Consider the following 21,977-nt stretch of genomic DNA (forward strand, 5'->3'; position numbering starts at 1 on the left):
TTTGGCGGGCTGATAAAGAATTTCGTTTTCAGCCATCACATATGCGCCTTTTGGACCGCAAGTGATAACCACAATTTTTGGTCCAAGTTGAATCAGCGATTTTAATAACTGAGGAACGTTTTTTTCGCTTTTGTCGGTCAAAAGCGCGCTTTCTGTTTTATTTAAAATTAAAAGATCAGTTCTCTTTAAAAATTTTGCTAACCCAATTTTCCCCGCTTGAATTTGTAAGATTCCAGGGTTCCAGGCAATTTTCAGATTTGAATTTTTAGATTTTGGGTCAAAAATTTTATTTAATAATTCTTCCCATTTGCCAGACAAGGAAGCAATATAAATCCATTTTGTAATTGGAAATTGGAAATTGAAAATTGAAGATTGAAGATTATCATTGGCTCCACGGAAAGTAAAAATTGTTCTCTCACCCCCCTTTGGTTGAATAATGGCGGAAACACCGGTGTGTAATTTTTGATCAATTTGAATAAATTTTGTTTCAACTTTTTTCTTTTTTAGACCATCGATAATGACTCGGCCAGAGTAATCTTTACCTACTCTGACAATGGTTGCCACTTTCAGACCAAAATTGGCTAAACCAACAGCCACATTACAAGCACCGCCACCATGGGTAAAATAGGCTTCTTTGATATTAATTTTTGTTCCTAAAGGAAAACAAACTTTTCCAGCTGTTTTGCCTTTAAATTTTTCCACATAAAAAGTAAAATCACGAATCGCCCCACCGATGGTAATAATATCGTAAGTCATAAATTTAAAAATTTCTTAATTTTGCCCCAAATTTTTGTTCTAAAATTTTGACTAAATCTAAAATAATTTTATTTACCTCGTCCGACTTCAAGGTTTTCTCAAATGATTGGAAGGTTAAGTGAAAGGCAATATTTCTAACACCTTGACCTAATTTTTCTGATTCAAAGACGTCAAATGGTTCAACTAAATAAATTAAGGGGTGGAAGTTTTTAATCGTTTGAAAAATATCATTAAAAATTATATTTTTCGGCACCAAGAAAGCTAAATCACGGGTGATTGGTGGATAAGGAGAAATTTGTTTAAAGATTTTAGTCGAAATTTTTAAATCTTTTAAACTTTCTAAATTGATTTCGAAGAGACCTATCTCTGCAGTAATTTTCAAGTTATTTTTAATTGTTTCATTTAATTGGCCAAAAAAACCAACTAATTTCTGATCAACCAGAATGCGGGTTAAGTGATTAAGATATTGATAATGAGAATCTCTGTCTTGCTGAAAACAAATCTGGTCTCTTTCAAAACCAATTTTTTCTAAAATCATTTCTACGATACCCTTAATCAAATAAAACATTCTTTTATTTTTTTCTAAGACGAGGCCGGCGCAATGCTTCTCCTCGTGCCCCTTGTAAGTCCTTCCACATTCAAAAATTCGAAAGTTTTCAAAATTTGGGATATTTTTTATCGCATTCTCTAAAATCTTTGGTAAAAGAGAAATTCTTAGGTATCTTTGCTCTGGATTTAAAGGATTGGTTATTTCTAGATGGTCGACTGGATTAAGTTTTAAAAGATTAATCAAACTTTCACCATAAAAAGAATAGTTATAAACCTCATCAAAGCCTAGACCAATTAAGATATTTCTCAATTTTTTTTCTAATTTTAAAAGTGGATCTTCGGAAACAATGGTAAATTTTCCCCCAATTGGTTGCAGTTTAATTTTTTGATAACCATACAATCGACTAATCTCTTCGATCACATCCTCTGGATATTCAACGTCGCTTCGGTATAATGGCACCACTAACTGTATCGATTTATCCATCTTCTTTATCACAAAACCAAGACGATTAAGAAATTGGGTTATTTGTTTCTTGGAAATTTTTTCGCCAATTAAATCTGAGATTTTATTCATTTCTAAATTAATAATTTTTTTTGTTTTTAACCTTTTCTCTGTTTCTCTACTTCTGAGATCGTAAATTTTTGAAACAACTTTTCCACCAGTGATTTTTTTAATTAACTCAATGGCTCGATAGATCCCCTCTTCAGCCAAAACTAAGGGCAATCCTTTTTCAAATCTTAAACTAGCCTCGGTCCGTAAGCCAACATTTCTTGCTCCTTTTCTGATAACAACGGGGTTGAAATTAGCTGATTCGATGACGACAGTTCTTGTCTTTTCGCTGATACCTGACTCTTCACCACCCATAATGCCAGCCAAAGCAATTGGCTTTTTTTCGTCAGCAATAACCAGAACTTCTGGATCTAGTTTTCTTTCAATGCCATCTAAACATAATAATTTTTCATTATTTTCTGCTCTTCTAACAATAATTGTTCTAGATTCTAATTTATGATAGTCAAAAGCATGAAGTGGTTGACCAATTTCAAGGAGAATGTAATTTGTAATATCAACAATATTATTAATTGGTCGAAGACCTAAATTTCTTAAGCGATTTTGTAACCATAAAGGTGATGGTTCAATTTTTACCCCATCGATGACTACCGCCATATAGCGTGGGCAATCTTTGTAATTTTCTACTTTAATTTTCAGATTGGTTAAGTTTTGAGTTTTCTTTTTTGGTTTCAAGATTTGAAATTTGAAATTTGATTTTGTGAGAGCGGCGATTTCCCTGGCAAAGCCAAGATGGCCAAATAAATCTGGCCGGTGAGTTAAAGCAGAGTTTTCAATCTCAATAATTACGTCATCTAAACCTAAAACTTTTGCCACTGGTTGACCTATCTTAGCTGATTTATCTAAAATCAAAATACCAGTATGGTCCTCGCCTACTCCTAGTTCGTCCTCGGCACAAAGCATACCTTCTGATTTGACGCCACGAATCACTGATTCCTTAATTTCCATACCGTTTGGTAATTTTGCTCCTGGCAGGGCCAAAGGTACCTTATCACCCACTTTGATATTGAAAGCACCGCAGACAATGTCATAACTCGCCTTACCAGTCGTCACTTTCGCTAACTGTAGTCTATCTGCTTGAGGGTGTTTCTTAATTTCTAGAATTTTAGCGACTACCACTTTATCTAAACCCTTGCCTAATTTTTCTAATTTTTCTACGCCTGCTACTTGCAAATTCAAAACCTCAGCCAACCTTTCTGGCGAGAGTTTTATACCAATTAATTCTTTTAGCCATTGATAGGAAAGTTTCATAAATTAAAATTGTCTTATAAATTTTAAATCACCAGAATGAAACCAACGAATATCATCAATTTTATGACGCATCATCACGAGCCGATCAAGGCCGACGCCAAAGGCAAAGCCAGTGTATCTATTTTTTGGATAACCGGCTGATTCGAAAACTTTGGGATGAATCATGCCGGCACCTAAAATCTCAAGCCAACCAGAATTTTTGCAAATTGAACAACCCTTTCCCAGGCAATTTTCGCAAGCCATATCAACTTCCAAACCAGGCTCAACAAACGGAAAATAGCCCGGCCGAATTCTTATTTTAATTTCCCTTTTATATAAAGCATTTAAAAAACTTTTAATAGTATAAATTAAATTGGCTAAACTAATTTTCTCATCAACAACAAAACCTTCAATCTGATAAAGAGTATGTTCGTGGCTAGCATCAGTTGCCTCGTGACGAAAACATTTACCAATAACACAAACACGCAGTGGCGGCTTTCTTTTCTCCATAACTCTGACTTGCATATTTGACGTATGGGTCCGTAATAATAATTTTGCATTTTGAATTTTGAATTTGTTTGGAATTTGGAAGTTGGAATTTGTGGTTTAAGATAAAATGTATCCCACATATCGCGAGCTGGATGCTCTGGTGGGATATTAAGCGCTTCAAAGTTATACCAGTCATTATCAATCTCTGGTCCTTCTAAAACCTCAAAGCCCATTGATTGAAAAATTTCAGCCACTTCATTTTTCACTTGTGTCAATGGATGATAATGGCCGAAGAAAATTTTTTCAGCCGGTAAACTGATGTCAAAAAATTTTTCAACTTTAGATTCCCAACCAGAAGCCATAGATTTCTTTTTTTCTTCAATTACTTTTTCTATCTCCTTCCTTGTTTCATTAATTAATTGTCCAACCTTTGGTCTTTCTTTCTCTGGTAACTGATTAATTTTTCGCAAAATTTCTCGAAGCAAACCTTTTCGCCCAAGATATTTTTTTTCTAAATTTTCCAGTGATGAAAAATTAGAAATTTGAGTAATTTCTTGCTGCAATTTTTCTTTAAGTTGTTTTATTTCTTCAAACATAAATATAATACGGATATGCAAAATAGTATGCTAATCTACAGACGAGGAATTTGTTGTTCATAAAATTAGCATAAAATTTATAGATCACTATTAGGATTTATTTTCTAAATAAGTAAATCTCTTTTTTCTTGTCGAAAAAATTAATTCTAAGAGAATGATTAATAAAAAAGAAGAAAAAGCGCTCCACCAAGCTAAAAGTTTAAAAAATTTTAAAAGAATTAAAGAAATAAGAAAAAATGAAAAAAGAAAAGCTTGACGAAATCCGACAGCAAATTTCTCGAAAATTTTTTCCTTTTCTTTAAGATGACGAAATTTTAAGATGATAAAGAAAAGGGTGAAAAATCCTAAAAGCCCAAAAAAAAGAGCCAAAAAAAGGATGACCAAAGCTAGATTGCCACCTTTAACAGGGTCAACAAAAAGAAAGAAAACGAAGACAATCAACCAGAAAAAAATAGTGGAAATTAAGATTAAAGAGAGGGAGCGCCGAAGAGTCATATTACGGAAATTTTTAATTACTAATTTCTAAATAAATCCTAATTTTCAGGTATTAAATATTGAAAAAATTAGTCGTCAATAATTAGGTTGATTAGATTAATTATATAATTTTCTATTAGAGTTGTCTATCTTCACAAATCTCACGAAAATCGCAATTGCGACATTTCCAAGGATTAGGGGTGGCGGAAAAATCGCTTTTTAAAATTTCCTCAATTTTTTCTTTGACTCTTTCCTTAAAAGAAGAAAGTTCATTCTCAAAATTTTCAATGGTCACCGTCTGATTACTATCGAAATAATAATAGGTCAATTTTGCTGGAATGTCATAAAAAACCTCACGCACGGCCAAAGCATAGATTAAAAGTTGGTCTAAGTCCTCTAGTCGTTCATTTTTTGGTATCTCGCCTGTTTTGTAATCAATAATTTCTACCTTATGACATGAGGCTACATCCATTTGGCAACTTTCCAGAATATCGATTCGATCAATCACTCCTTTAAGCGTGTAATTTCCAATTTTAATGTTAAATTTTTTTTCAATAAATTTAGGAATTTTAAATTTTCCTTGATGTTTTTTATAAAATTCAATTAACGATTGACGACCCTTTTCCTTTCTTTCTAATTCCTGTTCTTTTGATTCGTACCATTCATCGAGCCAGTTTTTTTCATAGATAGCCAAAAGTTCTTCAAGGGTCGGCACCTTTTTTGTTTCTTGATAGCGTAAGTAAAAATCTCTTAAAGTATTGTGAATGGAATGACCGAAGCTGAAAGTAAATTTTGGTCGACCTGGTATTTGTAAAATATGAGCATATTTATATTGTTTTGGGCAAAGTTCAAAAACATGAAGTTGAGTATAGGAAAATTTTTTGGGCAAGACTTCAATGTTTTTTCTCGTTTGAATTAAATCTTGATCAATGGTTGGTATGGTTAGTTTCAATTTTTGTTGCTCGCGAGATATAACTTTTTCTTCTTTAACAAAACCTAATTCTTGAAGAAACCTCGATGGTCTTTTCTTTCTTGTCCCACCATAATCTTCCGCTGAGGTAAAAAATAAACCATCGCGGGCGCGGGTCATAGCGACATAAAAAATCCTTCTTTCCTCTTGTAAATGATAATCACCTTCTGGAATAATTTCTTTAATTAATTCAATCGGCACCTCAATTGGCTCCTTCCTTTCGATTGAGGGAAATCTTTTGTCAACTAAATTGACGATAAAAACATAAGGAAACTCTAAACCTTTGGCTTGATGAATGGTCATCACTTTGACTGATTCCGGACCTTCCTCAATCAGACCACGTAAAGCCCCCTCTTCGCCAGCTTCAATTTCTAAATTAATCTGATCAATAAAGGCTTTAATTGATCTGTCTTCATTTGTTCTTTCGAATTCCTCAATTTTTTTAAAGAATTGACGAAGGTGAGAAATTCTTTCAATATCTTCCGAGGTTTCTTCTTTAGACCAAATTTTTAATAAACCCGATTCTTCGACAAACTGATAGAGAATTTGGCCGACTGTTTTATTTCTAACAAGGATCGTAAATTTTCTAATGAGTTCTAAAATTTTATCAATTTCTTTTCTTGTTTCTGGTTTAATACCCAAAAGATTAGATCGTTCAAAAGTTTCAAAAAGAGAAATGTTTTTCCGTCGAGCATAATGCATTAAGTTCATTAAATCTAATGGATCGAAACGGAAAATTGGCAAAGAGACGATTCGGTAAAGAGCGCTTGATTCATGGTAATTGTCTAAAAGTCTTAAAAATGAAATTAAATCCATAATTTCTGGCTGACGATAGAGCCCACGCGAGGCAACAAATTGATAAGGAATTTCTAATTGAGAAAGTTTTTGAATAAATAAATCAGCATAAGCATTGGCTCGGACCAAGATAGCAAAATCAGACCAAAGAAGTTGACGATTTTCTTTTTTTAATTCAATAATTTTTTTAATGACGGCACTAGCTTCTTCTTCTTGCGTCTTGAAATGTAAATGGTTAATCAACCCAAAACCCTGACGAACTGTTTTAAGTCTTTTGGTTAAAATAATGCCCTTGACTGGTTGCTGAGCTAATTGATATTCTAGTCGATCTGGATTGTTTAACTGAATAAACTGATAGGCTAAATCTAAGATATTTTGTTTATTACGATAATTTTCTTTTAGAACAACAATTTTTGCCTCGGGGTAGTCCCGAGTAAATTGAATCAAGTTAGTGTAGGCTGCTCCACGCCAACGGTACAGGCTCTGATCATCGTCACCTGTGACTGTCAAATTATTTTTTGGACTGGCTAATAATTTTAACAATTCATATTGAGCCCAATTAGTATCCTGAAATTCGTCAACTAAAATATATTTAAACTGTCGTCGATATTTTTCTAAGATACTTGGTCTTTTTTGAAAGAGTTCTAAAGTTTTAACAATTAAATCACCAAAATCAAGCTGGCCCTTTTCTCTTTTAATTTCCTCATAAACTCGATAGGCATTGGCTACTTCCAATATTTTCTCTGCCATCTCCTTTTCTTCCTCGTTTTTTGCTTCTTTTATTTTTTTCTCTGCTAATTGAAGATATTCTTCTGGTTGAACATTTTCATCTTTTAATCTTGAAAAATGTTGGACAAGGGCCTGTAAAAATCGAGTTGGCGAACCAAGTGGTCGATAATATTCAAGTTCAAATTGGGCTAAGTTTTGCCGTATCATCTGCCAAGCATCAACCGGTGTCAATAATTTAAAATTTGGATCTAAACCAATTTCTAAAGCATTATCTTTCAAAATTCTCTCACCAAAAGAATGAAAAGTAGAAACCCATAAATCAACATAACCATAAGGCAATAAACAATCAACTCGCTCCTCCATTTCTTCGGCCGCTTTATCAGTGAAGGTCAAAGCCAAAATTTCTTCGGGTTTGGCTTTTTTGGAAAGAATAAGCCAAGCCAACCGACGAGTAATAACTGTTGTCTTGCCAGTACCAGCCCCAGCAACAATTAAAAGTGGACCAGCTTGATGAGTAACAGCTTCTTTTTGTTCTTGATTTAAATCTCTTAAAATTTCGGCCTCGGTCATAATTTTTTTATTTTAACAAAAAAAACCTCTTTTGACAAAAGGCATTAACTAAAAAATATCTAATTTTAAAATTAAATTTTATAATTCAAATAATACTTCGGCCTTTTTGGTGGTTTCCTCTACCACAGGCTCTAAAGTGATTTTTTTTATCTCAGCAATTTTCTGGGCAGTGAATTGAACTTGCCACGGCTCGCATCGCTGGCCACGATATGGTTCTGGCGCTAAGTAAGGAGCATCAGTTTCAATTAAAATTTTCTCTAAAGGTGTTTTTTCTACCACTTCTAATAAATAATCATCACAATTTTTAAAAGTGATAATGCCGGTAAAGCCAAGATAAAAACCTAAATTCAGAAATTTCTGAGCAATTAACCAGTGAGCAGAAAAACAATGAATGACGCCGGGAATTGTGAATTTATTATTATGAATAACAAATAACAAATCTTCATAGGCTCTAAAAGGATTATTCACCTCACCGCGACAATGTAGAATAGCCGGCAAATTAAATTCTTTAGCTAATTTTAAATGCTGAATAAAAATTTGTTCTTGTATTTTTTTTATTTCATCATTATTACTTTTATTTTCTAAATGGCGATAGAAGTCAAACCCTGTCTCGCCAACCGCCTTAATTATTCTACTGTTCGTGCGAATAAGAGAATGATATTTTTCGAAATCAAAAGTTTCGTCTTGAACATGAATTGGGTGAAGGCCTAAAGCAGCGTAACAACTTTTGAACTCTTTAGCCACCTCAATGGCTTTTAAACTTGTCTTGTAATTTGAGCCGATAACAATTAAAGACTTTATCCCATGACCAAAAGAGCGTGAAATTACTTCCCTATAATCATCTTTAAAGGCTTGAAAATTTAAATGACAATGAGTATCAATCATGTTTTAAGCAGATTTAAAATTTTTTCTTTAATTTCTTGTCGGTTATTTTTTGTTAAATAAAAAATTTTTGTATCTTCACGTCTTCTAATCTGATCAGTAAACTCATTTCTCGTTAAGGTAATAGTGCCAAGAATGAAATTTGTGCTTTCCAGGGCCTCTGAAACTGCTTTTCTAAATTTTTCAGAAAAAAGTTCCATTTTTCCAATTTCATCAATAACAATCAATTTTCTGTCTTTTATCCCTTCTTCAATAGATTTTACAGCAATTTCTTCTAAATTTTTTAGATTAACTTTATATTTCGAAACTTTAAAAGGACTCTGAAAATCTTGATGGGCTAAAATTCCTTTTTGACCATCTAAACTGAAAATTTCAAAACCAACTCTTTGACCATTTTTTCTTATCTCTGAAGTAAAAAAGCCACCAACCCTTCTTTCTAATTTTCTGATTACTTCTTTGATTAAAGTAGTTTTTCCGCAGCCTGGTAAACCAGTGACAAAAATATTTTTTATCTGATTTTTAATCTTGTAATCCCTTTTTCTAATGACAACTAAATCTTTCTTCTTTTTTAAGGCTAACCAACCAGCAGGAAAAAATCCTTTTGCCTCAACGGCTAAGATAGTATTTGCTTTTTTCAACTCGTTTTTTAAGACTTGAGAAAATCCATCAACGACTGCTTTCTGAAATCTATAAGGCATCCTCGCATCAAAAGGTAAAATTAAATAAGGATATTTTTTCTTTTTAAAATAAAAATAAGTAATTTTAGATTTTTTAACTTCTTCTTCTATTATTTTCTGCCAATTCATTTTCTTATTTCTTTAATAATTTCTACCCCAAAGCTCGTGCCAATAATATCAGCTCCGGCCTGTATTACTTTTTTCAAATCTTTTAAAGTTTGAATATAGCCTGATGCTTTGATTAGTAATCCTGGCGCTGATTTTTTCATAATTTTTAAATGCCGAATTTTTTCTTCTATCTCATGAGGGCCGAGAGGGTCTTTTTCAGTAGCAGTTTTAACACAGAAAGCGCCTGCCTTTTTAGCAATTTGACAGACAGTTTCAATTTCTTGATCAGTTAAATAACCTGAGCCGATGATTACTTTGGTAGGTAAAATCCGACAGATTTTTTTTAAATCATTAAAAATTTTCTTCCATCTTTCGTTTTTCACATCAACTAAAGAAACAACAACGTCTAATTCATCAGCGCCATCTTTTTTCGCTTTTTTGGCTATTGCCAATCTTAAAGAAGATGGACTATGACCAATTGGCGGATCAATTAGACAAATTGTTTTAATTTCGGTGCCGGCTAATTCTTTTTTCACTAATTTTACCCATTTTGGCCTAACACAGACGCCTCGAAAGTCATATTTTCTTGCTTCCTGACAGGTTTTTCTAATGTCTCTAGAAGAAGCTGTTTTTCTAATATTTGTTTGATCAATAATTTTATTGATTTTCATATTTTTTAATTAGCCTTCCTGCTATTTTTTGACTATTTTTTATAATTTCATTTTCTTTTTCGACCCTTCTCTCTCTCATTAATATTTTACCATGACAAATTAAATCAGAAACACAATCACTGCTGGCTGAATAAACTAAATTAGAGATGAGATGATGACGAGGAATAAGAGGGGCCTTTTCTAAATCAATCAAAACTAAATCAGCTAATTTTCCTTCTTTTATTTCTCCGGTTTCAATTTTTAAAGTTTTGGCTCCATTTTTGGTTGCCATGGCAAAAATTTCTTTGGCTTTAGTAATTGACGGATCCATTTCTTTAATTTTATGGAGAAGTGAAGCAATTTTCATTTCGAAAAACATATCTAGACTATTGTTAGAAGCTGGCCCATCTGTTCCAAGGGTAATGTTGATTTTCCTTCTCTTTAATTTTCGATAAGGCAAAATTCCAGAAGCTAATTTCATATTCGAAGTTGGACAATGGACGATTTTTACTCTTTTCTTTGCTAGAATCTCAACCTCTCGATCATCAAGCCAAAGGGTATGAACGGCAATCAAATTTTCATCTAACAAACCAATTTTATCTAAAAATTCAACCGGTCTCATCTTATATCTTCTTTGACATTCTTGAACCTCTTTTTCTGTCTCAGAAAGATGAAGGTGTAAAAGAAGATTATTTTGAGAAGCAAATTTCTTTGCCCAAATTAGATTTTCTTTAGAGACGGTATAAATGGCATGAGGGGCAATACTTAACTTAATCCGATCTGAAGATCGGTTTTTTAATTTTTCAAAAGTTTTTTCAACCCTTTTTTTTGCTTCCGGAATAAAATCAACTATTACCAAACCAATAACGGCTCTTAAACCCATTTCTTCAACTGCCTCAAAAGTAGCCTCTTCAAACCAATACATATCATTAAAACAAGTTGTTCCACCTTTAATCATCTCTAAACAAGCAAGTTTTGTCCCCCAGTAAATATCATCGTAACTCATTTTCTTTTCTATTGGCCAAATTTTTTTCTTTAACCAAGTTTCTAAAGGAAGATCGTCAGCGTAGCCCCTAAAAAGAGTCATGGCAGCGTGGGTGTGAGAGTTAATCAAGCCGGGCATAACTGCTTTTTTACCCCTCCCATCAATTTTTTCGTTCGCTTTCAAGTTTAAATTTTGACCAATTTTCCTAATTCTCCCTTCCTCGATATAAAGATCACATTTTCTTTCGTTTAAGATAACTTGTTTGATCAAGAGGCTCATTTTTGTTCTTTTAAAATTTCTTGAATAATTCTTTCAATTTTTTTTATCGTTTTCGATTGATTTTCTTTAATTTCTTTTTCTAAAAGAATTTTTTTGATAATACCATGAGCATAATTATCAACCGAACATAAAGAGGCGTATTCTAAATTCAACTCGTTGGCCAGAGTTGCTTCTTTAGCCATCGTCATTCCTACCACATCAGCAAAATTTCTAATTAAATTAATCTCAGCCTTAGTTTCTAAGCGCGGCCCCCTGCTATTGAAATAAATGCCTTGTCGGAAAAATTTTAATTTTAATTTTTTGAGAATTTTAATAAAAATTTCTCTTATCTCTTCAGAAAGAGTCGGGGTGATAAATTTTGGATTTCTTTCGAAAAAGGTTGGTGGATAAAAATCAATATAGTCTGAGGGAATTAAGAAATAGCCTGGTTTAATTTCTTTTTTTAATGAACCAACCGAATTAAAAGAAAAAATAAATTTTACGCCTAATTTTTTAAAAGCTAAAAGATTAGCCTGATGATTGATTTGGTGTGGTGGAATGTTTTCTCTTAAGCCGTGTCGAGGAATGAAAAAAAAGTTTTTTACTTGATAATAAAAAACTCTCCCAGGCGGTAGACAAATATTTTTTGGCTTTGCCTTTTTCAAAAATTCTATTTTTTTGAGATGCCAGGAAAAAATAATACCTTTATTTTTCATAAATTTTTTAACTTTCGGGGGGTAAATTTATTTTACCAAATTTTGAATTTCGTTCGATTTTTTGGTTATCATTTACAATTTTACTCTTCTAAATAAAAAAGAGAAGAAAAAAATATTTTTGCAGAAAGATAAATATTTAATTTTTAAAAATTATTTATTTTTTTCTAATTTTTCCCAATTCTATCTTTAAGATAGAAATTTTTCCTTCTCTCTTTATTTTCTTAATAATAATTTTTTTAAATCTATCAAAATCTTTTTTTCTATTCCCCGCTTTTTTACCTCTATTCTCTGACCGGTTTTTCGACTAATGACTAAGCGATAGGGCAAACCAATTAAATCTGCGTCTTGAAACTTAATACCAGCGGAAACGTCACGCTCGTCATACAAAACTTCGATTCCTTTTTTGATTAAACTTTCATAAACTTTTTCTGCCCAATCTTTCACTTTTTTTTCTTTTTGGTCTAAGACTAATAGATGATATTGAAAAGGGGCCACTGACTCTGGCCAAATAATACCTTTTTCATCATGATGGGCTTCAACGATGGTGGCCATTAATCGACCCAAGCCAATACCATAACAACCCATCTCAACTAATTTTTTTTGACCATCTTTGTCTAGATAATTAAGATTGAAAACCTGAGAATATTTAGTCCCTAATTTAAAGATATGACCAGCCTCAATACCTTTTTTAACCGATAACCATCCGCCACATTTTGGACATTTTTCTTGATTCCTAGCCATTTCTTCTTTACTTGACCAATGAGATTTGTCACAAATTAAAATTTTGTCTTCGCCCGAATCTGATAAAACTAAAAATTCATGCGATTGGCTACCGCCAATAGGACCAGTCGCCGCTTCTAAGGCAATGGCTGTTAAATCACATCGTTGATAAATTTTCAAATAGGCTTGGAGAACTTTTTGGTAATAATGATCCAGGTCATCGGCTGTGGCATGAAAACTGTATAAATCTTTCATGACAAATTCTCGTGTTCGTAATAAGCCGCCCGTTGAGCGCATTTCGTTTCTAAACTTAACCTGAATTTGATAAAGCGCCAAAGGCAAATCTTTATAAGATTGAATAAATTTTTTCGCCACTTCTGTCATCACTTCTTCATGAGTCGGCCCTAAAGCCAAATCTTTATGATGCCGATCTTTTAATTTAAAGAGGGGTGGATCCATTTTCTCCCAACGATCGCTTTTTTGCCAAATTTCTTTTGGTTGTAAAACTGGCAGATAAACCTCTTGACCGCCAATGGCGTTCATTTCTTGACGAATAATCTCTTCGATTTTTTGATGAACGCGCCAACCTAAAGGTAAAAAATTCCAAACACCCGAAGTTAATTGTTCAATAAAACAACCGCGAACTAAAAGCTGATGACTAACTGTCTCAGCTTCTTTTGGTATTTTTCTTAAAGTTTTAAGAAAATATTTTGACTGCCTCATATTATTTAAAAATTTTCTCGCCTAATCTCATTAAATCTTTATAGGTAACAAAAGCCATAAGAAGAAGTAAAAAAGTAAAACCAAGATTATGGATTATTGCTTCAACTTTGCGACTGACTGGTTTACCTCTTAATAATTCAATAAAAAGAAAAAGAAGACGCCCTCCGTCCAGAGCTGGAAAAGGAATTAATTGAAAAACAGCTACGGCAACAGATATCACGGCTAAAAATTGAAGAAGATAAACAAAACCAATTTGATAGACTTCGCCAATAAAAGTACCAATACCGACCACTCCCATAACTTCACCAATCATCTTTTGTCGGACAATCAATTCTCTCAACGTTAGATAGAGACCATAAATAATTCTGCCAACATAAATGGCTGTTGTCTTTATTGCTTGCCAAATAGCCAACGGTATTGGATAAGAAACGAAATTGACCTTCGCTAGAGTAATTCCAATCACCCCGCCCTTGAGATTTTGATTTTTTAATAATTCGGGCGGAAAAACTTCACTGGCTAATTGAGGAACAATTTTTACCTCTTTCTCTTTATTTCCTCTTTTAATTGTTAAAATAATTTCTTGATTCGTTTTAGCCCGAATATAGTTTTGAATCTCTTCTATTTGGTCAAAAGCCTTGCCATCAATTTTGAGGATAAAATCACCTAAAACCAAACCCGCTTTTTCGGCTGGCGAAGATTTTTGAAGGGCGATAATTTGAATGCCAACTTCTTTGACTCGGACATGTGTGCCAAGATCTTTTTGACTAGCAATCGATGGTAGGCCAAGATTAAAGCCAACTGAGAAAAGAAGAATAGCCAAAACGAGATTCATTATCACGCCACCGCTGATAGCAAAAAATCTCTGCCACCATGGTTTGGCAAAAAAACTATCCGGTTCATTGTCTGCTTCCCCTTCTTCGCCTTTTATTTTATTAAAACCACCAAAAGGAATCCAGTTAAAAGAATAAATCGTTGAAGCCAAATCTTCTGATGGTATTTTCTTGCCCCAAAAAATTTTCCAATGATTATTTTTTAATTTAACCAAACCGATGATTCGCGGCGGATAACCGAAGCCAAATTCTTCTACTTTTATTCGATTTAATTTAGAAAAAATAAAATGACCAAATTCGTGAAAAAAAACAATCAGACTTAAAGAAATAAGAACAACTGCGATTGTCAACATAAATAATTAATATCACTAGATATCAAAAAAGTCGTCAAAACCGAGAAGACTAATTGATACTTCTTGATATCTCTAGAAAAATTATATTGAAACTATCTCTTTTTCTTTTCTTTCAATTAAATTTTCAATTTCTTCATTAATTTTCTTTATTTTCTCATCTAATTCCTTAAAAAGTCGGTATTTTTCGTCCTCACCAATCTCTCTTTTTCTTTCTTTTTGAAAAATTTCTTCGCGAATTTTGTCTCTCACCCCCCTCACCGCAATCCGGGCTGACTCGGCTTTTTGATGAAGCAACCTCACTAGTTCTTTTCTTTTTTCTTCGTTAAGAGGAGGGACAGAAATCCGCAATAAATTATTTTCCACAATCGGCGTCAAACCCAATCCTGAATTTTGAAATGCTTTTTCAATGTTTTTCAAATTATTTTTATCCCAGGGTTCAATAAGAATTGTCCTGGCTTCTGGCACTGTAATACCAGCTAATTGTTTTAAGGGCATTTTTGTACCATAAGCTTCAACAATAAGATTTTCAACTAAAACCGAACTGGCTCGACTTGTCCTTAGGCTGGTAATCTCCCTTTTTAAAAATTCAATAATCTTTTCGAAATCTTTTTGATAAGAATCAATGAGAGTAGACATAGATTAGCTTAGTTATTTTTCTGCTGGTTTATAAGTAGCCAAATAGAGGATGTTAGGATTTTCTGGATTTAAAGACAAATAAAGGGGCAGTCTTTTTGTCGGTAAATTTTTGGTTATCCAGGTGCGACCGCCATTATTTGATTTATAAAAAGTATTTTCGGTCGCATAATAAATTTCATCCGGATTTTTGGGGTTAATGGCGAAAGAATAAATTTTCGCCTGACCGGGTTTAGTTAATAGCTGATAACCTTGCCAGTTTTTTCCTTCTTCATCGGAACGGAAAAAGCCAGCCTCAGTTAAAATAAACAAAGCATCTTTTTTTGTTTGATTAAAAAGTCCATATTTATAATTTTGACTGCCTGGAAAATTTTCTAACCCTTCGACTTTTTGCCAACTATTACCCCCATCGTCACTTCTAAAAAGTCCGTTCGTGAGAGTACCCAGGTAAATAATTCTCGGATCTTTGTTATTAAACAAAATTTGTTTAATACCATTTTTAAAATCATTGAGAAGTTTCCAGTTAACTCCACCATCTTCACTTTTTATCAATCGACCATCGGCTAAACCTACTAAAATTTTTTTGCTATTTTCTGAATCAATGGCTAAAGCATTAATTGTCACCCGAGGTACGTCAAGATAAATTTCCTTCCAACTACGACAGCAATCGGTTGTTTTAAAAATTCGATGACCTATAGCAGCATAAACAATATTTTTTGCTTTCGGATCAACGGCTAAAGCGTTAATCGTTACTTTTGGTAGTTTAGTAACCTCTTGCCAAGATTCGCCATTATCATAAGAAAAATAGAGGCCGGCATTTTCACCACCTAAATAGATGGTTTGACTATCTTGAGGATCAAAGACAAGAAGGGTGATGTTTAAATCATTTAACTGTTTAAGACCGCTTAAGGTTGGCATGGCGACTTTTTGTTGCCAAGTTTCGCCTTTATCCTTGGAAATCCAGAGACCGCCATCGCCTGGTGCAAGGCCCCCTTTCTGAACTCGTACACAACCTTGGCCACTTAAAAGAAGGAGGGAGAAAAGAATTATTACGAAAAGAAAATTTTTCTTCATAAGTTTATAGATTAATAACGAAATTATCTAAAGCTAATTTTAAGTTAATGTTTTGGTTGAGATAAAGAGCTAAATGATTCAATCTAATTTCTGTTTGGTAAATTTTTTCTAAAGAAAATTTTTCGATCAGTTTTTTAAGTTTATGTTGAAAAGATAAATTAACGAGTAGTTTCTGATTTTTTGTCTGAAGAATAATTAAATCACGAATTAGGATTTGCCAATTGACAATCATTTCTTGAATTTTCTCCCGCTTGATTACTTTTTCAACAATTTTCAACCTCTTGTCTAAAGAATCTGCTTCTAAAATTTCAATAAAAATTTTTTGATCAGCTAAATAATTATTAAGAAATTTCTTATCTTCAGCGAATTTAATGGCTCGGCCAGGCCAACCAAAAGAAAGAGCCGATATTTCTCTGGCTTTTTCCTCTTCTAATTGATAACGAGTCAGCAGAAATTGGGCAATTTCTTCTTTCTTCACTAAAGAAAATTTAATCAGCTGACAACGAGAAACTATTGTTTTCGGAATATTTTTTAAAGAATTAGCTAAAAGAATAATCAAACTTTTCGCCGGCGGTTCTTCAAGGATTTTTAAAAACGAATTAGCCGCATCTAAAGTCATTTCTTCCGCTTTCACTATTATAACAATTTTGTAAGAATCTGTAAAGCCGGTCCAGGCGAGTCTTTCTTTGATGTTTCTTATTTGATCGATGCTGATATTTTTTCTTCCTTCTTCTTTTCTAAGCCAAATGACATCAGGGTGAATGTTTTTTAAAAAATTTTGACAAGATTGACATTTTAAGCACGGTTTTTCTAGACCAGAGCAGATTAAAGAGAGAGTAAAAAATTTAGCCATTGTCTTTTTGCCTAAACCGGCCGGTCCATAAAATAAATAAGCATGAAAAATTTTTTGATTCTCAATACTCTTTTGTAAAAAATTAACAATATTTTGATGACCAACAATTGGCCAATTAAATCTCATAAAATTATTTTATCATAAAGATCAAAATGTTTTGTTTATTTTTCAAAAAATTTTATTTTCTTATAGACTTTCCAAAATCTTTATGGTTTCCTGGGCACATTTTTGCCAAGAGAAATTTTTCACTCGTTCAAAGCCCTTTTGAATGATTTGGTTTTTTAAATCTTGATTTTCTAAAACTTCTTTTATATTCTGCGCCAAACCTTCAACATTGCCAACTTGAAAGAATAAAATACTCTGATCACCAACCTCTTTTAATGGCTCGATATCAGAAGCAATGACTGGACAACCACAAGCCATTGCTTCTAAAATTGGCAAGCCAAAACCTTCATACAAGGAAGGGAAGACAAAAATTTCAGCGCCATTATAGAAACAAGCCCTCTCCTCTTCTCCTTTTAAATAACCTATTTGATGAATTTTGAATTTTGAATTTTGAATTTTGAATTTTAATTCTTGATAGCCAAAACCTGGCATTCCGATTAAAACTAAATTTAAATTTGAAAAGCGATGATTACCAACTAAAAATTGCAATGCTTCGAAAAGAGTTTTTAAACCCTTTTTTATTTCCAGACGACCAACAAATAAAAGATAGGGTTTTTTTATTTTATATTTCTCTAAGACCTTCTCAATTTTTTCCTGTCTTTCAATTGGTCTAAAAATTTTATCATTATAACCAAGATGGACAACTTCTATTTTTTTTGGATCGGCTCGATATAGATTAATTAATTCTTTCTTCGTAAAATGACTCGGTACTATAATTTTTGTCGCTCGGTTGACGGCGAAACGGTAATTTTTTCTTAAATAATATCGATAAAAAAAAGAGTAAGCCTGAGGATACCTTTCGTAACCAAGGTCATGAACAGTAATAACAGTTTTTTTTGGGAAAAAAATCGGCAGAGTGTGGCTGGGCACAAATAAAAGATCCGGTTGATTTTTAAACATCTCCCAGGAAAGACGAATTTTGGTCCAAAGATATTTGATTGGCCAGCGAAGAACTTTTTCCTGCCCATGATCTGGTAGCCGTGCTCATTTCCCTTGCAGTGGTTTATCTGTATATAAAAAAAAACTGGTTTTTGTCGCCGCTTGTTATTTTTTTTAACTCTTCAATCAGATAATAGGCATACCATTCGACGCCCGTTTTAATCTCACGATTAGCTCGCGAAGCATCAATACCAATGAGCATAATTTTTATTTTTGGTTTTTAATTTCAAAATTAGTCCCTCAACAATGACAAACCCATCACTGAAACTATTTTAGAGCCATAATACTTCTTTTGTAACTCTCTAGGTTGTCTAAAGCAATACCTGTTCCTTTGGCTACGCAAAGTTGTGGTTCGTCGGTCACATAAGCTGGCACCCCCGTCGCCTCGGTTAGAAGTTTATCAATCTTTCTCAATAAGGCTGAACCACCAGATAAAACCATTCCTTTATCCATAACATCAGCTGCCAATTCTGGTGGCGTCATGGCTAAAACTGATTTAACAGCATTAACAATTGCTTCAAGTTCATCTTGAATCGCTTCAGTAATATCGTCGGAGGTGATGGTTAAATTTCTTGGTAAACCCGTAATCATATCTCGTCCACGGATTTGGGTAACCAACTTTTTTTCCAGCGGTGTGGCAGCCCCTATCTTAATTTTTACCTCTTCGGCTGTTCTCTCACCGATGGCTAAATTATATTTCTTTCGAATATATTCCATAATCGCCGCATCGAATTTATTGCCAGCAACCTTGACACAAGCATTGGCAACAATCCCACCTAAGGAAATCACCGCCACTTCAGTTGTGCCGCCACCAATGTCAATAATCATATGGCCAGAGGCCGAACCAATAGGAATGTTAGCGCCAATAGCTGCGGCGATAGGTTCTTTTATAATAAAAGCTGCCCTCGCCCCAGCCGCTAAAGTGGCATCAATAACCGCTCTCCTTTCTGTTGAAGTAATACCCGCCGGCACCGCCACCATAACCTCTGGTTTAAAAAGACGAAAGGTGCCCAGTGCTTTATCAATAAAATATCTTAACATCGCTTCAGTAATTTTATAATCAGCAATCACCCCATCTTTCATTGGTTTTAAAGCAACAATCGTGTCGGGTGTCCGACCAACCATTTCTTTGGCATCATCGCCGACAGCCAAGACTCTTTTATCAATAGTGGAAATTGCCACCACTGATGGCTCGTTAATGACAATACCCCGGCCAGGCAAATAAACTAAAACTGTGGCTGTACCTAAATCAATGCCAATTTTTTTGGTAAAGAAGGGCATAACTGCTTTATTTAATAGTATAATTTTAATTTAAACTTGTCAATCTTTGCTAAAACTATTTATTAAAAAGCAAAATTTTCATAAAAAATTAATTCTTTTTGAATTTTGCTTTTTCGTTTTTAGTTTTGCCTTTTGAATTTTGAATTATGTTTTGATATATCTTCTCACCGCCAAAGAACTACTAATAACTGACAGACAAAGAGCGAAAATTAAAACGCCAAAAAAAGAATAAATAATTTCTTTTTGATAAATTAAAAATAAATTTTTATCAATCTCTAAAAATTTGCTGAGCGATGGTGAACTAAATTTAAAAATAAAAAGAAATAAAATTAAATTCATTAGCCAAGCACCAAGAGCATAAAAAATACTTTCGATAATAAAGGGCGTACGGGCAAAACCACTCGTTGCCCCAACTAACCGCATAATTTTAATCTCTTCTTCTCGGCTATAAATCGTTAGACGAATACTATTAAAGATAGCAATGACGGCGATAAAGGTAAAAATTGCCACAATCACCAGGCCAGTTAAAGCAATTTTTTGAGAAATGTTTTTCACGATAGCAATAATTTTTTGTGGTTGACGAAAATCTTTTTCCTGAATAAGTGAGTCAAATCGTGGATTGTTTACCGCCTCTAAAATTGCCGGGTAATCCTCAATTGTTTTTGCCCTGACGACCAAAATTCCACCTAAAGGATTTTCTTGAAGAATCTCTAAAGACTTAATAATCAATTCATCTTTTTTATGCTCCTCTTTGAATTTCTCTAAAGCTTCATCTGGCGAAATATAAATAACCTCTTTGGTCTGAGGTAAATTGGCTAAACTGGTTTTGAAATTTGCCAACTCCGATTCGTTTATTTTTGGTTTAAGATAAACATTAATATCAATTCTCTCCTGAAAATTCTTGATAACCGTCTCCAAAACTAATCTCAAGTTAAGAAAAAGGGTTAAAGAAAAGAGATTAAGACCGATAATAATCATCGTCACAAAAGAAAGCCAAAATTGGCGAAAAAAACTTTGCCAAGCCCAGCGTATCGAGCGAAAAAGAGTTGTCATATTTGAAAAATTAAAAATTTGAATTTTGAATTTTTAAAGTATATATCTTCCTCTCGGTTGATCTGAAATAATTTGTCCCTGTTCTAAAATAACAACCCGCGTTTTTAAATAATTAACAATTTCTCGATTATGAGTAACTAAAATAATCGTCGTCCCCATTTCATTAATTTTTTTAAAAAGATCAATAATTTCACGGGTATTAATTAAATCAACATTACCGGTTGGCTCATCAGCGGCTAAAATTTTTGGCCGATGAACAATCGCCCGAGCAATAGCCACCCTTTGTTGCTCACCAACCGAAAGCTGTTCCGGAAAGCGTTCGGCCTTTTTTTCCAAACCAACAATTTTTAAAACCTGAGGAACGATTTCCTTAATAAATTTTCCCGGCGCGCCAATGACTTCCAAAGCAAAAGCGACATTTTCATAAACATTTTTATGGGTTAATAATTTAAAATCTTGAAAAACAACACCAATCTGTCTTCTTAAAACTGGCACTTCGTCGGGTTTAATTTTTGAAATATCCCAATCACCAATAATAATTTTCCCGCTCGTTGGTTTTTCTTCAGCGATTAATAACTTAATCAAAGTTGTTTTCCCTGCCCCTGATTGACCAACAACCGAAACAAATTCTTTTGGCTCAATGTATAAATTCAAGTCCCGCAAAGCATAAGTTGAGGGTGGATAAACTTTACTGACATTAACTAATTTAATCATATTTGATGGTTTTCAAAAGCCAGCGGTCGGATTCGAACCGACGACCTTGGCTTTACGAAAGCCCTGCTCTACCAACTGAGCTACACTGGCATAAAAATTGCGAGAGTCTTCTTTTTAAACTCATTATAACAAAAGAAAAAAAGAAGACAAGCAAAACAAGTCTTTTTTAACTGGAATAGGAAAAGATGAAGGGCGGTTGAAAAAAAAGAAAGAGGCGTCGCGGGTAATGGGGGGGATGTTGGAAGGGAAAGATGAAAAGTGGTGAACCCGCGACGCCTTTTATTCCTGCCCTAAGCCCCACCTCTTAGGGCAGGATAATAATTTTAATTTTTTTTGAAATTTTTTGGTCTTGGTCGCAGTCGAGGTCGAGAAAATAAATACCGGAAGAAATTCTAAATTCTGAATTTTGAATTTTTAATGAATACGAGCCGACATCGCAATAATCGTCAACCAGCGTTCCAACCAATCTGCCAGTTGCATTGTAAAGCTTGATTGAGACTTTACCAGCAACCGGCATCGTATAACTAATCGTGGCGGATTTGCTAAACGGATTAGGCTTGACACTGAATCTAAATGGCGAGTTGGAGACTATTTCGCTTTTGCACGCTATGACATTCCGGGTCATATTTGATATTGG

21 protein-coding genes, 1 tRNA gene and 1 pseudogene are annotated in these 21,977 nt (G+C 33.6%); all 23 read right to left on the reverse strand.

The window, feature by feature from the left end; all coding sequences use genetic code 11:
* Positions 1-756: carbohydrate kinase family protein (locus tag N2259_01110; protein MCX7778827.1), on the reverse strand; the 756-nt coding region annotated here is incomplete at its 3' end.
* Positions 757-760: 4 nt separating this feature from the next.
* A complete protein-coding gene (pheT, locus tag N2259_01115) occupies positions 761-3,124 on the reverse strand; it encodes a phenylalanine--tRNA ligase subunit beta (protein ID MCX7778828.1) in 2,364 nt (787 codons plus the stop codon).
* Between the two features lie 3 nt (positions 3,125-3,127).
* Positions 3,128-3,670, reverse strand: coding sequence for a hypothetical protein (locus N2259_01120; GenBank protein ID MCX7778829.1), 543 nt, complete (start codon positions 3,668-3,670; stop codon positions 3,128-3,130).
* Positions 3,658-4,188: pseudogene (gene pheS, locus N2259_01125) on the reverse strand (phenylalanine--tRNA ligase subunit alpha). Before pheS ends, N2259_01120 begins: the two are co-directional and overlap by 13 nt.
* A gap of 90 nt (positions 4,189-4,278) precedes the next feature.
* Entirely contained in the window at positions 4,279-4,683 is a 405-nt protein-coding gene (locus N2259_01130; GenBank protein ID MCX7778830.1) for a hypothetical protein, read from the reverse strand.
* Positions 4,684-4,798: 115 nt separating this feature from the next.
* Positions 4,799-7,726 (reverse strand): UvrD-helicase domain-containing protein, encoded by a 2,928-nt coding sequence (locus N2259_01135; protein ID MCX7778831.1) that lies wholly within the window; start codon positions 7,724-7,726, stop codon positions 4,799-4,801.
* Positions 7,727-7,804: 78 nt separating this feature from the next.
* Complete coding sequence (locus tag N2259_01140; protein ID MCX7778832.1) at positions 7,805-8,611, reverse strand: TatD family hydrolase; 807 nt, start codon at positions 8,609-8,611, stop codon at positions 7,805-7,807.
* Positions 8,608-9,414, reverse strand: a complete 807-nt coding sequence (locus N2259_01145) for an NTPase (GenBank protein MCX7778833.1) — start codon at positions 9,412-9,414, stop codon at positions 8,608-8,610. Before N2259_01145 ends, N2259_01140 begins: the two co-directional genes overlap by 4 nt.
* On the reverse strand, positions 9,411-10,064 hold the full coding sequence (deoC, locus tag N2259_01150; GenBank protein ID MCX7778834.1) for a deoxyribose-phosphate aldolase: 654 nt from the start codon (positions 10,062-10,064) through the stop codon (positions 9,411-9,413). Before deoC ends, N2259_01145 begins: the two co-directional genes overlap by 4 nt.
* Positions 10,051-11,307 carry an amidohydrolase gene (locus tag N2259_01155; GenBank protein MCX7778835.1) on the reverse strand — a complete coding sequence of 419 codons (1,257 nt, stop codon included), beginning with the start codon at positions 11,305-11,307 and terminating at the stop codon, positions 10,051-10,053. The genes deoC and N2259_01155 overlap by 14 nt, the downstream gene beginning before the upstream one ends.
* Entirely contained in the window at positions 11,304-12,002 is a 699-nt protein-coding gene (locus N2259_01160) for an MTAP family purine nucleoside phosphorylase (protein MCX7778836.1), read from the reverse strand. The genes N2259_01155 and N2259_01160 overlap by 4 nt, the downstream gene beginning before the upstream one ends.
* A 213-nt stretch (positions 12,003-12,215) precedes the next feature.
* On the reverse strand, positions 12,216-13,445 hold the full coding sequence (gene proS, locus N2259_01165; protein MCX7778837.1) for a proline--tRNA ligase: 1,230 nt from the start codon (positions 13,443-13,445) through the stop codon (positions 12,216-12,218).
* Position 13,446: 1 nt separating this feature from the next.
* Positions 13,447-14,628 (reverse strand): RIP metalloprotease RseP, encoded by a 1,182-nt coding sequence (gene rseP, locus N2259_01170; GenBank protein MCX7778838.1) that lies wholly within the window; start codon positions 14,626-14,628, stop codon positions 13,447-13,449.
* An 81-nt stretch (positions 14,629-14,709) separates the two neighbouring features.
* On the reverse strand, positions 14,710-15,264 hold the full coding sequence (gene frr, locus N2259_01175) for a ribosome recycling factor (GenBank protein MCX7778839.1): 555 nt from the start codon (positions 15,262-15,264) through the stop codon (positions 14,710-14,712).
* Between the two features lie 12 nt (positions 15,265-15,276).
* Entirely contained in the window at positions 15,277-16,335 is a 1,059-nt protein-coding gene (locus N2259_01180) for a YCF48-related protein (protein ID MCX7778840.1), read from the reverse strand.
* A gap of 4 nt (positions 16,336-16,339) precedes the next feature.
* The gene (holB, locus tag N2259_01185) at positions 16,340-17,314 is read right to left on the reverse strand and encodes a DNA polymerase III subunit delta' (GenBank protein ID MCX7778841.1); all 975 of its coding nucleotides are present in this window, start codon (positions 17,312-17,314) and stop codon (positions 16,340-16,342) included.
* 60 nt (positions 17,315-17,374) lie between these two features.
* Entirely contained in the window at positions 17,375-18,292 is a 918-nt protein-coding gene (locus N2259_01190; GenBank protein ID MCX7778842.1) for a glycosyltransferase family 4 protein, read from the reverse strand.
* Between the two features lie 64 nt (positions 18,293-18,356).
* Positions 18,357-18,494: a hypothetical protein gene (locus tag N2259_01195; GenBank protein MCX7778843.1), complete on the reverse strand. Its 138-nt coding sequence runs from the start codon at positions 18,492-18,494 to the stop codon at positions 18,357-18,359.
* 65 nt (positions 18,495-18,559) lie between these two features.
* On the reverse strand, positions 18,560-19,573 hold the full coding sequence (locus N2259_01200; protein MCX7778844.1) for a rod shape-determining protein: 1,014 nt from the start codon (positions 19,571-19,573) through the stop codon (positions 18,560-18,562).
* A gap of 144 nt (positions 19,574-19,717) precedes the next feature.
* Positions 19,718-20,626 (reverse strand): permease-like cell division protein FtsX, encoded by a 909-nt coding sequence (locus tag N2259_01205; GenBank protein ID MCX7778845.1) that lies wholly within the window; start codon positions 20,624-20,626, stop codon positions 19,718-19,720.
* Between the two features lie 33 nt (positions 20,627-20,659).
* Positions 20,660-21,340: a cell division ATP-binding protein FtsE gene (gene ftsE / locus N2259_01210; GenBank protein MCX7778846.1), complete on the reverse strand. Its 681-nt coding sequence runs from the start codon at positions 21,338-21,340 to the stop codon at positions 20,660-20,662.
* A 17-nt stretch (positions 21,341-21,357) separates the two neighbouring features.
* Positions 21,358-21,430, reverse strand: a tRNA-Thr gene (locus tag N2259_01215).
* A 214-nt stretch (positions 21,431-21,644) separates the two neighbouring features.
* On the reverse strand, positions 21,645-21,965 hold the full coding sequence (locus tag N2259_01220) for a T9SS type A sorting domain-containing protein (protein MCX7778847.1): 321 nt from the start codon (positions 21,963-21,965) through the stop codon (positions 21,645-21,647).
* Between the last annotated feature and the right edge of the window lie 12 nt (positions 21,966-21,977).

Source organism: Patescibacteria group bacterium (assembly GCA_026417895.1).
Lineage (GTDB): Bacteria > Patescibacteriota > Patescibacteriia > UBA2591 > CALHIP01 > CALHIP01.